General features: G+C 70.1%; 14 protein-coding genes. 8 read left to right on the top strand and 6 right to left on the bottom strand.

The features are described 5' to 3' along the window. The first annotated feature begins 193 nt into the window (after positions 1–193). Positions 194–829 (top strand): CBS domain-containing protein, encoded by a 636-nt coding sequence (locus AC6JBM_RS42185; RefSeq protein WP_497979378.1) that lies wholly within the window; start codon positions 194–196, stop codon positions 827–829. Position 830: 1 nt separating this feature from the next. Here AC6JBM_RS42185 and AC6JBM_RS42180 read toward each other — a convergent pair whose 3' ends face one another. Continuing rightward, positions 831–2,264 (bottom strand): protein kinase domain-containing protein, encoded by a 1,434-nt coding sequence (locus AC6JBM_RS42180; RefSeq protein WP_497979377.1) that lies wholly within the window; start codon positions 2,262–2,264, stop codon positions 831–833. A gap of 183 nt (positions 2,265–2,447) precedes the next feature. On the opposite strand from AC6JBM_RS42180, the gene AC6JBM_RS42175 reads away from it, so the two are divergent. Together AC6JBM_RS42175 and AC6JBM_RS42170 are read left to right on the top strand one after the other, a co-directional pair. Further along, the gene (locus AC6JBM_RS42175) at positions 2,448–3,842 is read left to right on the top strand and encodes a ferredoxin reductase family protein (RefSeq protein WP_497979376.1); all 1,395 of its coding nucleotides are present in this window, start codon (positions 2,448–2,450) and stop codon (positions 3,840–3,842) included. Between the two features lie 2 nt (positions 3,843–3,844). Next, the gene (locus tag AC6JBM_RS42170) at positions 3,845–4,318 is read left to right on the top strand and encodes an FMN-binding protein (RefSeq protein WP_497979375.1); all 474 of its coding nucleotides are present in this window, start codon (positions 3,845–3,847) and stop codon (positions 4,316–4,318) included. A 48-nt stretch (positions 4,319–4,366) separates the two neighbouring features. Here the strand turns inward: AC6JBM_RS42170 and AC6JBM_RS42165 are convergent, their stop codons facing one another. Genes AC6JBM_RS42165 through AC6JBM_RS42155 form a run of 3 tightly spaced genes read right to left on the bottom strand, consistent with a single transcriptional unit; the run spans position 4,367 to position 9,364 of the window. Then, a complete protein-coding gene (locus tag AC6JBM_RS42165) occupies positions 4,367–5,857 on the bottom strand; it encodes a vWA domain-containing protein (protein ID WP_497979374.1) in 1,491 nt (496 codons plus the stop codon). 49 nt (positions 5,858–5,906) lie between these two features. Further along, positions 5,907–8,294 (bottom strand): hypothetical protein, encoded by a 2,388-nt coding sequence (locus tag AC6JBM_RS42160; RefSeq protein ID WP_497979373.1) that lies wholly within the window; start codon positions 8,292–8,294, stop codon positions 5,907–5,909. Then, entirely contained in the window at positions 8,291–9,364 is a 1,074-nt protein-coding gene (locus AC6JBM_RS42155) for a hypothetical protein (protein WP_497979372.1), read from the bottom strand. The genes AC6JBM_RS42160 and AC6JBM_RS42155 overlap by 4 nt, the downstream gene beginning before the upstream one ends. A gap of 160 nt (positions 9,365–9,524) precedes the next feature. Between AC6JBM_RS42155 and AC6JBM_RS42150 the strand changes: the two genes are divergently transcribed. The 5 genes from AC6JBM_RS42150 to AC6JBM_RS42130 all read left to right on the top strand — a co-directional run bounded on the left by AC6JBM_RS42150 (position 9,525) and on the right by AC6JBM_RS42130 (position 12,706). Further along, a complete protein-coding gene (locus tag AC6JBM_RS42150) occupies positions 9,525–9,833 on the top strand; it encodes a hypothetical protein (protein ID WP_497979371.1) in 309 nt (102 codons plus the stop codon). Positions 9,834–9,861: 28 nt separating this feature from the next. After that, positions 9,862–10,176 (top strand): hypothetical protein, encoded by a 315-nt coding sequence (locus AC6JBM_RS42145; protein WP_497979370.1) that lies wholly within the window; start codon positions 9,862–9,864, stop codon positions 10,174–10,176. Further along, complete coding sequence (locus AC6JBM_RS42140) at positions 10,173–10,748, top strand: DUF7691 family protein (protein WP_497979369.1); 576 nt, start codon at positions 10,173–10,175, stop codon at positions 10,746–10,748. Before AC6JBM_RS42145 ends, AC6JBM_RS42140 begins: the two co-directional genes overlap by 4 nt. 115 nt (positions 10,749–10,863) lie before the next feature. Beyond that, positions 10,864–11,112 carry a PspC domain-containing protein gene (locus AC6JBM_RS42135; RefSeq protein ID WP_497979368.1) on the top strand — a complete coding sequence of 83 codons (249 nt, stop codon included), beginning with the start codon at positions 10,864–10,866 and terminating at the stop codon, positions 11,110–11,112. 28 nt (positions 11,113–11,140) lie between these two features. Continuing rightward, complete coding sequence (locus tag AC6JBM_RS42130; protein ID WP_497979367.1) at positions 11,141–12,706, top strand: hypothetical protein; 1,566 nt, start codon at positions 11,141–11,143, stop codon at positions 12,704–12,706. A gap of 14 nt (positions 12,707–12,720) precedes the next feature. Here the strand turns inward: AC6JBM_RS42130 and AC6JBM_RS42125 are convergent, their stop codons facing one another. Further along, a complete protein-coding gene (locus AC6JBM_RS42125) occupies positions 12,721–13,110 on the bottom strand; it encodes a hypothetical protein (protein WP_497979366.1) in 390 nt (129 codons plus the stop codon). Continuing rightward, positions 13,107–13,688, bottom strand: a complete 582-nt coding sequence (locus AC6JBM_RS42120; protein ID WP_497979365.1) for a hypothetical protein — start codon at positions 13,686–13,688, stop codon at positions 13,107–13,109. The genes AC6JBM_RS42125 and AC6JBM_RS42120 overlap by 4 nt, the downstream gene beginning before the upstream one ends. Positions 13,689–13,707 lie beyond the last annotated feature (19 nt).

Genomic DNA, 13,707 nt, shown 5'->3' with positions numbered 1-13,707 from the left:
TCTGGCAGCTGTAAGCCGACCGTCCACGCTCCGGTGGGCGCAATGACCTAGGCCGAGGTGAACAACGCCGGCTCCATCTCCCCGAAAGAGCCGATGGATCCGCGCGGGTGTTTCCTCGGCGGGGGCGACGTAGCGTTGGCTTTGCACCGCCGTTGTTGACCCCCGCGTTGAGGTACGCCGGAGGGAGGGCACCATGGCCTTCAACAAAATGATGGAGTCCGCCAAGCGTGGCCTGGCGACGAGCCGGGCCCGAGTGGACGAGACGCGAGCGCAGCGCCAGCGCGACAAGCTGCTGCACGAGCTCGGCGAGGCCAGCTACGCCGAGCACACCGGCCACGCGACACCTGAGGCCGTCGCCAGCAGGCTTCGTGCTCTGGACGACCACGAGCAGGCGATTCGCGAGAAGCAGGAGCGGCAGGCGAGAGACATCATGCACCCGGGAGCCGAGTGCGTCGATGAAGGGGAGACCGTCGCGTACGCCGCGCGGAAGATGCGCGATCTCGGCGTCGGCTCCCTGCCGATCTGCGGCGCGGACGACCGGCTGCACGGCATCATCACCGATCGCGACATCGTCGTGAGGTGCATCGCCGAGAGCCAGGACCCCGGCCATATCAGGGTGCGTGACCTGACCGGGGGTGAGCTGGTCTGGATCGACGCCGATGCCGGCGTCAACGAAGTGCTGCATCAGATGGAGGACCACCAGGTCAAGCGGCTGCCGGTCATCGAGAACCACCGCCTGGTCGGCATGATCAGCGAGTCTGACCTGGCTCGCAACCTCGACGAGCGCCGGCTCGCCGAGTTCGTGGGGAAGGTCTACACGACGTCCTGAACTAGGCCGGCAGATTCGCCGCGAGCTGGTCGGTCAGGTCGCGGATCGCCGAGTAGCCGGTGCCGGTGAGTGTGCCGTTCTGGTGCAGCTCGTCGAGCCGGCCGTTCAGACCCGACAGCTCCGCCGCCGCGCGGTCCTCGTCGCCGCGCGCGTACTCGCGGGCGAATCTGTCCAGCCGGCGGTTCAGGTCACGCGCGGTGAAACCGTCCAGGCCGCCGTCACGCAGGGCGGCGCGAACCGCGGCCAGCGTCGCCTCGGTCGTCTGGCTCGGTTCCTCGCTCGGGGTGTCGGTCGGCGTGTCGGTCGGCGTCGGGCTGGGGGTGTCGCTCGGTGGGTCGCTCGGCGCCGCGCTCGAGACATCCGCGGACGGCTGGGACAGGGTCGTTTCCGCGGGGGTGGGCGCCGTGGCCGGGTGGTGGTCGGATCGGCCCGGGAGGGTCCCGAGCGCGAACACGGCGGCGGCGACCGCGCCGAGCGCCGCCAGGGCGATCCCGACCGAACGGCCCCGTCGCCGCCGGGCGGTCGGCGCGGGTGGCTCGGCGAGCATGGGCAGGCTGCGCGTTGCCGCTCGTACTGGGGCGCGGCCGCGAAAAGGCGCCGGTTCTGGATCAAAGGAAGTCGTCGCGGCGCCGGCCAGAACGGCACCCGCCTGTGCCGCGCTGGCCGGGCGATCCGCTGCGCGTTTGGCCAGCAGCGCGCCGACGAGCTCGGCGAGCCGGGGCGGCAGGCCGGGCCGCAGGACTGCCACCGGTACCGCCGCCTCATGAACCTGCTGCCAGGCGGTCTGCACCGGCGAGTCGGCGATGAACGGCGGACGGCCGGTGAGCATCGTGTACAGCACACAGCCCAGCGCGTACAGATCGGTCCGGGCGTCCACGGGCTCACCGAGGACCTGCTCCGGCGCCATGTAGGAGCTGGTGCCGATCACGGTCGCGGGTGCGGTCAGCGCGGTCTGCGCCCGGTCGGTGATGCTGGCGATGCCGAAGTCGCAGACCTTCACCTCGCCTTCGCCGCTGATGAGGATGTTGGCCGGCTTCACGTCCCGGTGCACCACTCCGGCGTTGTGCGCGGCCTCCAAGGCGTCGCACACCCGCTCGGCGATGTGCGCCGCGCGCCGCGGGTCGAGCGGGCCCGCGGCCAGCTCGTCGGCGAGGCTGTGCCCCTGGACCAGCTCCATCACGAGGTACGGCGTGCCGTCGTCGACCCCGAAGTCGTACACGGCCACGATGCTCGGGTGCGACAGCCGTGCGGCGGTGTGCGCCTCGCGCTCGAAGCGCTCCGGCAGCGATGGGTCGGCGCCGCCGTCGCCGTGCAGAATCTTCACGGCCACGGGTCGTTCCAGCCGCCCGTCGACGGCCAGCCAGACGTCGGCCATGCCGCCCCGGCCGATGACCGATCGCAGCTCGTACCGGCCGTTCAACAGTCGCCCTGCCATGGTGGCCAACCCTGACACAATCGCCCCAATCAACGCATAGGGCCGTCGCGATACGTCACTGTGGCCGGGCGCCGGGCGGCATTCTGGAGTCAATCAAGGTTGTGGACCCGTCCGATTAGGGCTTGGTTAAAAGACTTTCAAGCGTTCGTCCGGTGTGACATCGGACTGGTACAACCGTCCACGGTGGACGCACAAGGGGCATTGGACGAGGCTCGGATCCCGTGGCGGTTCCGGCGGGCGTATCGGCCGCGGAGGTCGGTCGACGGGTGGCGCGCGGCGACGATCGCGGTCTTCTGGGCCGGGCTGGCGGCGACGCTGGCGCCGTGGTGGTGGAACACGCCGGACGGGTTCCTCGCCGGCGGGGCCGCCTCGCTGACCGCGGTCGGGCGGATCACCGGGCTGGTCGCCGGGTACGTGCTGCTGGTGCAGGTCCTGCTGATGTCCCGCGTCGGCTGGCTGGAGCGCTGGCTCGGGGCCCGGGACCTGCTGCACTGGCACCGCGACCTGGGCATGTTCGTCGTCGCGACCGTCGTGGCCCACGCCGGGTTCATCGTCGCCGGGTACGCCTGGTTCGAGCACACGTCCGCCGCGAACGAGGTCGTGCGGCTGCTGACCGTCGACAAGTACGCGTACATGACCGGCGCGTTCGTGGCGACCGGGCTGCTCGTCGCGCTCGCGGTGCTGGCCGTGCCCAGGATCAAACGGCGGCTGCGGTACGAGGTGTGGCACCTGCTGCACCTGAGCGCCTATGCGGTGCTCGTCCTGGCCGTCGGGCACCAGTTCGCCGTCGGGCAGGAGATGTCGGTCGCGGGATTTTCGCGGTACAGCTCCCTCTTGCTCTGGATCTTTGTCGTTGCCGCGGTCGTGTGGGGCCGGATCGCCGCGCCGCTGCGGCTGAATCTGCGCCACCGGTTCCGGGTCCGTGCGGTCGTCGACGAGGGGCCGGACATGATCTCCATCTACATCGGCGGGGATCGCCTGCGCGGGCTGGAGGTGCGGGCCGGGCAGTTCTTCCGCTGGCGGTTCCTGGACGCCGAGAACTGGTGGCAGGCGCATCCGTTCTCGATGTCGGCGGCGCCGAACAACGACTGGCTGCGGCTCACCGTGAAGGTCGTCGGCGACCACACGGCGGGACTGCGGCGCCTGAAGCCCGGGACACGGGTGTACATCGAGGGCCCGAGCGGTGACTTCACGGCCGACCGGCGCCGGCAGGCCCGCGCGCTGCTCGTCGCCGGCGGCAGCGGGATCGGCCCGGTGCGGGCCCTGCTGGAGGAGCTGCCCCCGCGCACCGTCGTGCTGTACCGTGCCCGCAGCGCCGACGAGCTGGTCTTCCGCCAGGAGCTCGAGCAGCTGGCCGAGGCGCGGGACGCCCGCATCTGGTACGTCACCGGCGGGCGCGACGACCCCGGCCCGAAGCGGGCGTTCAGCCCGGCCGGCCTGCTGGAGCTGGTGCCCGATCTGGTCCGGCGCGACGTGTACCTGTGCGGGTCGGCCGCCCTCGTCGACGCCTCGGTCATCGCGCTGCGCCGTGCCGGGGTTCCCCCACGCCAGATCCACCTCGACCCGTTCGAGTTCTGAGCATGGCCGGCCCGCACCGGATCGGGATCGCCCTGCTCGGCACCGCGCTGTTGACCGCGCTCCTCGTCGCCGTGAAGGCGCGGGCGCCCGAGGCGCGGCCGCAACCGGCGGTCGAGCCATCGCCCTCACCGACGGAGCCGACGAAGGCGCCGCTCGTCGGGATCGTCGACCTGAGCCGGATGACCGAGGGCGAGCACCTCGGCGCGGTCGTGCCGAACCACTTCGGGCCGGTGCAGGTGCGCATCACGGTCCACGACGGGCGGATGGTCGACGTCGCCGCGGTCCAGCTGCCCACGGCCGCGGCGCGCGGAATCGAGATCGGCCAGCGCGCGGCGCCGCGGCTTCGGGAGCAGGCGCTGCAACGGCAGAGCGCGGACCTGGACACCGTCTCGGGGGCGACGTACACGAGCGACGGATATCGCCGATCGCTCCAGTCGGCCATCGACGCCGCCCGGGCCGGCCGCCCCGCCGCCTGAGCCCCGTGCCGGACGCGCTCGATCCAGCCGCCACGCGCAGGGCGACGGTCAGACGTCGGCCCAGTCGAAGCGGACCCCGTTGATGATGACGTAGTTGTCGCACTCGATGATCCGCTTGACCTTGCGATGGGGTGCGGTGATCGGCCAGTACGTGACGACGAGCTGCTTCACCGCCTCGTTGTGGCGGCTGTTCGACCAGCGCGCCCGGATGCGAGCCGACCCTTGGAGCGCCCGCCTCACCTCCGGATTGAACTCGTACCGGCGTCCGCTGAGTTTGCGGCCGCTCACCAGCGTTCGAGCCGGATACGGGCAGGAGATGAGCAGCCGTCCGTGCAGCTGTGGGTTCTGCCGCCGCCACCAGACCACCACGGCCATGAGCGCCAGGACGACCACAGCTCCTATGCCGGAAGACCATATGTACGGATGACCCACCTGTACCGCGCCCTTGAACGGCCGCGGATTGTCGGTGAACCGCCAACCGAGCTTGACATCGAGATCGTTCTGCAGGACGGAGAGGTACTTCGAGCCGAACTCCGCGGTCAGGGTGATGCGGGCGTCGGCCGTCGCCGTGTCGACCATGGCGTGACTCGACGGTGGCGACCAGCGGACCACGGCCGGCACGGTCACCGCCTGCCCGGGTGGCAGCTCGATCGGCTTGTCGGCGACCAGGCGCATCTCGACGTGTGGGTTCGTTGACTTGGTGCTGACGTGACTGATGGTCAGCGGCAGACGCTTCGCCGTGCTGCGGAAGGTCAGATCGAGCTTGGTCTCGCCCGGAGACAACTCACGGTCCGGCCACTCGACGGTGACCGGCGCGTCGGCGTCGCTCGCCAGCGCACTACGGGCTTTCGCGGCGAGCAGCGCCTGACGCGGTTCCCTGAATCGGTCCGCGAGCTGGTTGACGGATGCCACCGGGAGCACTTGAGCGCCGGTGAACACGGACGCGAGCAGCGACGAATCGGTCTTCGCACCGAGCGGGACGGCGAATGCGCTCACCGACTCCTTCGCCTGCACGGCCTTCTCGGCCCGCTGGCGCAGTCTGTCCCACGACGAGCCCGTTTTGTAGGGGTACGCCGAGTAGGGTGCCTTGTTGTGCTCACCGTCGGTGAGCAGGACGATCGTCGCGACCGACGGAGACTCCGGCGATTCGAGCGCGGCCACGGCCCTGTCCAGGGCCGTACCGATATCCGTGTAGTCACCGGCGGCGTGCTCGGGCAGGTGGTCGAGGACGGTGTCCGGGGTGCTGCCGACTTTGCCCTGCCAAACCCGTGCGGACCGGTCGAAAGAGACGAGCGTCAGGTCGTCATCGGGATCCGCGGCGGCCAGCATGTTGCCGATCGCCTCCTTCACGCCGCTGTACAGATCGACCGGGCGTTCCATCGAGCCGGACGTATCGACGAGGAAGACGTACTGCCCAGCGACGCGAGGCAAGCCGAGCTCTGTGGACATGCGCTCGATGTCCTCAGCGTCGGCTCGGGCGGGCGCGGCGGGCACCAGCGCGACGAACACGCCGGTGAGCAGCGCCAGCAGGGCGCCCACGCGCTTGAACCACGGCTTGCAGGTGCGGCGCACGGATTCCTCCGGGAGGTCAGGCGTGGGGGCTTTGGCTCGCACCGGAGTGCTGCGCCCATGCATCGAGGCGCTCGCGGTACGTCTCGACTCGCAAATGCGGCGCCCGACCCGCGAGCAGCAGGACGTCGAGCTGTTCACGGAGGCGGCGGCCGCCCCCGTCACGCGTCCGGTAGAACACCACATCGGAGATGCCGCGGACGACGGCTATCCAGAACCACGCGTCCCAGCTGTGTGCGGTGGCGCCGCCCACGGCGACGAGGTCGTCCGCCCGTGCGCCGTGTTGATAGGCGGTCGCGCCGGCCGACCAGGCTCGCGCGAGCATCTCCTCACTGATCGCCTGGTCGGTGAGGATCTGGTGGAGACGATCCAGCGCGGTGCGCTTGCGGTCCTGCAATGCCGGCGAGGCGTCCACCACGGCGGTGACCACGGCATCGTCTCCGGCGAGCGCGGCCAGCGGCAGGCGGCCGTCCTCCACCGCGCGCGTCATGAGATCCAGCAGGTCCGCCCGAGCGTCTCCGGTCAACGCCGTCAGCAGCCGCAACAGCACGTCGACGGCGTCCTGCCGAGCCGGCTGCGGGCGAAGCAGGCGTTCGACCAACCCGGCGATGATGCGGCGGCGTCGTGACGCGGCCACCGCCGGGTCCGGATGGTGGCCGAGCGCGGCCAGGGCGAGCGCTGCCTGCTGGGCATACTCGTTCCGCCACTGCTGCCCGTCGGGCAAGGCCGCTGGGTCAGGGTCGCCGTTGTCGGTCGCGGTGAAGGCGGCGAGAAGGTCTGACAGAGCCCGGTCCGCCGCGGACGAGGCGTCGTGCAGGTGCAGCGCCCGCGCCAACTCATCGCGTTCCTGGCCGCTGACCAGTTCGAACATGCCTACGATGCGGACCCATGCCGAGCGCAGAAGGGAACCGACTCCGTTCGATCGTCGCGCCGCGCGAGCCAGATGCACGAGGTCGCGGTCGCGCACACCGATCAGATCGCCGGTGACGATGGCCTTCCCATCGATGGCCTGCTTGAATGCCCGCAGCGTCGACAGCTTGGGAAGTGCCTCCATCCAGAGGCGGGCCTGGTCGTACTCTTTCTGATCGAACAACGCCGTGACGACATCGGCCATGAGATACGGCTGCTTGCGTAGCTGTTTGATGAGACCGTCGACGTTGCCGGTGGCCGGTGGCGGCGTCGCGGCGAACGTCGCGACCACTCGCGCCGCGAGCCCTTCGGTGGACAGCCAGTCGAGGACGTCCAGGAGCACATCGGCTTGGCCGACCCCTACCGTGTCGGCCAGCGCGAGCACGCGTTGGACAGCCGTCGGGTTCGCGGCTCGCAGTGCGGCGATGGCGAGCGCGGAACTGCGCAGCGCGGTGGGAAAGCGTCGGAGTAGTTCGGCGAGGTCGGGCAGATCCGCCTCGACACCGAGCACCAGCAGTTCTCGCCATCGGGGTTCGCTGAGTGCGGGCACGACGCCGTCGCGAAGCGCGAGCCGAATCTGATCGGGTCGAACCTGATTGGTGCCGCTGGCTTCCCAGACGACCCGCGGCAGGTACAGCGGCCGTATCGCTTCGCTCGCCGCGGTTCCCGTCGCCGGCCGCACCGCGGTCAGCGAGCGCAGTGCTGCCAGCGTTCCGGCGAGGCCCCCGTCGACGATCGAGGGCAGGCGACGCAACCAGTTCACATACTGCGCGGCCGCGGGACTGGGCGTGGGTGGTTTGCGCACCCGCCAGGAGACTTCGCCGGGCCGGCCGGCGCGATCGCCGAAGCCGAGGCGCACCTCGACGTTGGTTGCGATATCCGAGAACGTGCTGACCACAAGGTCGCCGCGCAGGCCGAACGGGAGCAGCGACAGCACCGTTTCCATCACCGCGACCCGCTCGCCGATGGACAGTCCCTCGCTGTCGACGATTGTCACCGGCCCGTCGAGCACCGCTGCCGCGACGCCGGAGTACCACTCGAGGTCCTGCTCCAGCGCCTCCAATGTGGGGCCGGTATCGGTGGGGGCCAAGACGAGCGCGGGCGCGGGCCCGGGGATGCGGAAGTCCGCGATCAACGGCATCAGCGCCGGCAGCCCGGTTCCGGCGCCGGCGAGCGCCGTGAAGTCGCAGTCGAGATAGGAGACCGACGCGATTCGCCGGCGCACCGCATCGAACTGGGGCGGGTCCGTCCAGACGAGGGTGGCGACTGAGAACCGGAAACCGTGCGTCGCTGATCGCTGGCCTCCGAACATCACCCACGGGGGCTTGGCCAGACCGTCGTGCTGCGACGGGTTGCCGGGCACCAGTCTCCGGGCGAATGCGGCAAGTTCGGGCCAGTCCGCCTCGGGTGCCGACGCCTGCAGGATGCGATAGTCGCCACCCTTGCCGTGCTCCTTGCTGTATTGCGCCCATCTCCAACGATCATCGCTGTTGCTCATTCGGGACCTTCGGCGATGTCGAGGTAGAGGCGGACCAGCGGCTCGATGACGTTGATCGGCGTACGACGGCCCAGGGTTCCGGCGGTGGCGTTGGTGGGGTCATAGTTGAGTGGCTGGTCCGGATCGAATTCGCCGTTGCCGCCGATCCGAAATCCAATGGCGGAGGACGCATAGTATCGAATTCGACGGGGGTCGAACGTCGCTTCGATGGCCTCGAACAACGGCCGGGTCCCGAATTGGTCACAGAGCCAGATGAAATATTCCCGGGCGTGCTCGTCCAAGATGCGCGGCTGCCTCGGCTTGACCGGGTCCTGATTCACCCAGCCGAATTCTATGGCCTTTTGAAACGTCGCGTCGTCGTCGAATTTCGCGACGCAGACCGCAACGTGCTGTTTCGGCCTTGCGTCGTAGTACTGTAGGAGCTTGGCGCGCAAGGCATCGAAGTACTCTTTGTTGACCCGCAGGTTGTGCCGTTCCTGCTGTGGATCGAACAGATAAACGAAACCGTGTGCCTGCAGCAGTCGCAGCAGATCGTTGTCGTCTACGGGACCAAGATCCGCGAAGTCGCCGCCGGGCCGGTCCAGCGTTTCGAGTTTCACGGTGATCTGGCGGACCTCCGGCCCGGGCAACCGGAGCACGCGATGCCACCAGCGAGCCGGCTCTGGCATGTCGCCGCTGAGGATCCAGCTCTGGCGGTTGCCCTGGAAGGTGGCGGCGGGGAAGTCCAGGGAGCTGTTCGGTGTGGTCCGGGCCATCGGGTCCACGTTCGGATACGCCCGCCATTTGCCGTCGAGAGTATGTCCGGCGTCGACGGCGTCGCCGATCGCCTCCAGAAAGGTCGTTTTTCCACTCCCCGGCATGCCCCACACGGCGATGGTCGAGCCGAGAAATCCTGTATTGGCCGTACCCCAGGAACTGGCCGGGGCGGGCGTACGGGGCTCAGGCACCTTGACGCCGACCGCTATTTCGCCGGTGATCTCGTCGAGGTCGGTTGCCAACGAATCGGCGATCGGGGTGTGGTCGTTGCCTTGACGGAACATGCTCATATCGGGGGTCGCGTCGTCGGCCACACTTCCTCCGGTCCGTGAAGAGCCACGATTCCCCGAAGTCTATTTCTGGGGCGGTGACGGGTGGATCAACCGAGCGGGGCGTCCCAGCAGCGACGGTCGAGGATCTGCGGTGCCCGGTCGGACGAAAGATTCCGGGATCGCGGGCACCTACGATTCCTCCGTGCCGAACCAGTTTGAGCAGAACGCCGCACGGCTCCGCCGCTCGCGAGCGGGTGTCGTGCTGGCGATCTCCTTGGCGCTGCTGGTCGTGATTGTGATGGTGATCTACTACTTCACGCCCGCACCGACGGGTCCGCAGGTGGCCACGCCGGTGATTCCGGCGGATCTGCACCGAACGGATCCTGACTCCTCCGGCATCGTGCAGCCCATCAAGGACACCGCTTGGTACAACATCGCGGCACTTGTGATCGACTTTCTGACCGTCCTGGTCAGCGCGGCCCAGGTGTTGCGTGGCCGTCGCGACTCGTAGGGTGCGGGCAGGCAGTACGGTGGCCGCTGTGATCGAGAGCAGTAAAGACCGGGCGAGCGTGACGTTGAACGTCGGCGGGGACGATCTCGGGGTGCCGTTTCTTACCAAGGCGATGCTGGACCTCTGGGTGCACGCGCTGCAGGGGCCGAACCCGTTCCTCATCGTCGGCCGCCCCGGCGACGCCTGCCGGTTCATCCAGACCTACCGCAACGCCCCGGACGACTACACGATCGAGCACCGCGACGGCATCGAGGCGGACATCGTGTCCACCGCGGTCGATGCGCCAGCCAAGGTGGTCGAGCTGATCTGGGGCTGGGTACGACTGGAGGAGGCCGGCCGATGAGCTACGCGATCATGCCCTTCAAGATTCGGCTGGGCGCCCTGAACGAGGTGCTGGCCCTGCGCGACGAGGCGCTCTTCGCCTGGCTTCGCGACCGCTGCCGGGCCGAGCTCGCCGACCTCGACGACTGGAGCGACACCGAACGCCCGGCGAGGGAGTTCCTGGCCGACCTGGTGCTCGGACGATTCCCCGTCGAGAGGAGCGTTCATCTGTACGGGTACTGCGTCAAGGCGCTCTGCGAGCTCTGGGGCGCGCACCTGGCGAACGAGGGCTGGTGGGGGATGCGGTACGGCTGGTTCGGCACCGTCTCCGAAGCGGTCGCGCGAGCCGGCGTCAAGTACGACTTCACCGACCTCATCATCGGCGGACCCGGCGTCGACTGCCCCGCGCCGGACGACTTCCCCCTCATGGGGCACATCACCCGGGACCGCCTCCAGTCGCACCTCGACCGTCTGGGCGGCATCGACCTCGCCAAGCTCGACGATCGCCAGGTCGTGGAGGCCGTCGAACAGGTGAAGTCCTGGCTGCTGGAGTGCCGCCGCGACGACATGGACCTCGTCTGCTTCTACCACTGACAGCTCTCGGGGTGAAGGCATCAGGGGCCGACCGGGGTCGGTCCCTGATGCTCGGAAACCCCTTCGACGGCCAAGCTGAATGCATCAGATTTGGTACCTCGAAAGGGAGCCGACAATGGAAACCGTCTACGGCACGATGCGTCAGCACGGCCTCGTTCGTCCGACGCAGGGCCGGGTGCTCGGCGGTGTCGTCGCCGGTCTCGGACAGCGGTTCGGCATCGACCCGTGGCCCGCGCGGCTGCTGTTCGCGCTGATCCTGCTGGCCATCCCCGGCACCCAGATCCTCATCTACCCGATCCTGTGGGTGCTGATGCCGGCCGAGGCCGCCGTCGCTCCGAGCGAGCGGGACGCGTCCATCGCCTGACCGGCGGGACTGGCGCGGTGTCGGTACGGTGCCGGAGGAGACCGATCATGAGGAGGTCGCCCCGGTGTCCGACAGCGCGTTCCAGGACTGGCTGGTCAGCGACAGCTGGCAGGACTACAAGCAACAGCGGGCGATCCGCGAGATCGAGTCCTCCCTCGACGGTCAGCGCGCCGAGAGCCGGGCCCTGCGCTCGCAGCTGTCGCGGCTGCAGGGCTCCCTGGAGCAGCGCCTCAGCCGCCTGATCCGCTCCTTCGACGCGTTCGTCGAGCTCAGTGACCTGCGCGCAGAGCTGGCGGGATTCGATGAGGCGGCTCGCACACGGTACCGAATGCGTCAGGTTCTGGCCTTTCGCGCCGGTGCCGTTCCAGCCCTCCCCACGGCTCCGGAGGATGTCGACGGGTACTGGCTGGCGCCCGCCGCCTCCGCCCTGACCGCCCTCACCCGCGGCGACGACGCCGCCGCCGACCTGGAGCGGGCCGCCGGCCGCGACTCCCGCCGCACCGCGCTGCTGCTCGTGATGTCCGGCGCCGCCGCCGACCCCCGCTGGGTCGGCGCGGCCTTCGGGGACCTGCTGGCCGACACGCGGCTCACGGCGGCCGAGCGCGCGGTCTGGATCGCCGCCGCCGACGGCCACCTCGGCGACGCGGCCCTCGAGCTCGTCGCCGCGCGCCTGTCCGCGCTGGTCGCGGGCCTGGGCGACGAGCGCCGCGCGGAGCTCGACCGCTCGCTGTCGGACCGGATTCACGCCGTCCCGGTGACGGGCGTGACCACCTCCGCCGATCGCGGGGCCGTCGCCGCCCTCACCGCGGGCTCCCGCCTGGCCGCCCTCCGCGATTGGGCGCAGGCGCCGGTTGCCGCGGACGCTCCGGCGGAGTCGCGGCTGGCGCTGGAGGCGCTGCTGCCCGGCCTCGTGGACGAGGGCAGCAAGGAGGAGGCCGCGACCCTCCGGCGCATCGCGGAGCTGCGCGCGGTGATCGACGATCGCGAGGTCACGCCGGCCGCGCGCTGGGACGACCCGGCCGGCCTGCCCCTGGGCCTGCTCGTGACGGACGCGTTCGGCGAGGCCCCGGGCCCCCGCGCGCTGGCCCGGCGCGTCCTGCGGGACCGGGTGCTGGCGGTCGGCGAGGCCCTGCGCGCCGAGACCGACGTGCCGGACCCGCAGGAGCAGACGGTCACGATCGAGCGGCAGACGGTGCGCGTTCGCGCGGGCGGCCCGGCCCCGGCCGACGCCGCCGAGCTGGCCAAGGCGATCGAGTCGCGCTACCCCGAGCCACCTTCCAAGATCTGGCAGCGGTACGCCTGGTTCGCCGCCGCGGCCGTGCTGCTCCTGGGCGCCCTGGCCGTGCCGCTGGGCTTCGCGGTCGTGCTGGTGATCGTCGCCCTGATCTTCGCCTTCGTGGGCGTGCGCCGCATCTTCGCCGATCGCATGGAGGCCGGCGAGCGGCAGGAGCGCCTGCGCGGCGCCCGGGAGCGGGCCGACAAGATGGTGGAGCAGGAGCGGCAGTCCCTGGCGGAGCTGTGCCGCCGCCTCGACGAGGCCCGCCGCAAGGCGCCCGAGGACCTGACCGCCCTCCGCGCCGCCCTGGCCTCGTAACGAACCCGCGACCTTCACGGCGCGATCGGCCCGGCCTCCGCGCTGCGGAGGTCGGCGACGAGCTCCGTCACCGTGTCCCGCAGCCGGCGAAGTTCGCCGGCGGTGAGGCCGAGCTCGTAGCAGTGATGGTGCCCGGCGCGGGACAGGGCCCACCACGTGTAGCCGGCGTTGGCGGCGATCCGACGGCCGGCGTACCGCTCGAGCACGAGGAACTGCGGTGCCCTCGCCCTGAGGCCGGCCACGCCGGGGTGACAGCGCCGCCAGTAGTCGTCCATCGCCGACTCCAGGGCCATCCGCAGGAGCCACGCGCAGGCTCGCGGCCATGTGCCCCGGGCACCGCTCACCACGCTGGTCAGCATCTTGTCCGCCGCGGCGAGGCAGTCCTGCGATCCGCCACCGGTCATCGCAGGGCTCCCGCCAGGCGGCGGCTGTCGTGGACCAGTGTTGCGAGGTCCACGGTCCCGGCTCGATGGACGCCCTGCTTGCACGCCATGAAGGCATCGCCCGCCCAACGTCCCAGTTCCCCGTTGAGCTTCGTGAGGACCTTGCCGCTCTCGTGCATGTCGCCGAAGAGTGCCAGCGCCGCGACCTGGTTCAGGGTCAGCGCCTTCTCGATGAGTTCTTCGACGTCGGCGTGCTTGTCGCCGCGGCGGATGAAGATGCGGCGGATGCGCTCGTGGCAGGCGGCCTCCAGCGCGGAGCGGCAGAAGCCGGACACGAGCGGATACCGGGCGTTGTCGGCGAGTTCGTCGGCCTTCAGGATGGCGACGGCGTCCGCGATGTACCGGTCGATCGGGTCGCTGTTCTTGCGGATCTCGATCTCGGACCGGTCGCGGCGCGTGACGGCCCAGATGATCGCGTCGATGCGGAGGCGGCGGATGGCCTCGGGCAGCCGGTTGTCGTGCGTGAAGACGACGACCTGCCGGGTTTGGGCCAGGCCGGCCAGCACCTGAGCGAGGCCGTCGACCTTCGACGGGTCCATGCTCTGGACCGGCTCATCA

The sequence above is a fragment of the Dactylosporangium thailandense genome, assembly GCF_059739745.1.
This window is presented reverse-complemented; position numbering and strand designations above follow the sequence as displayed.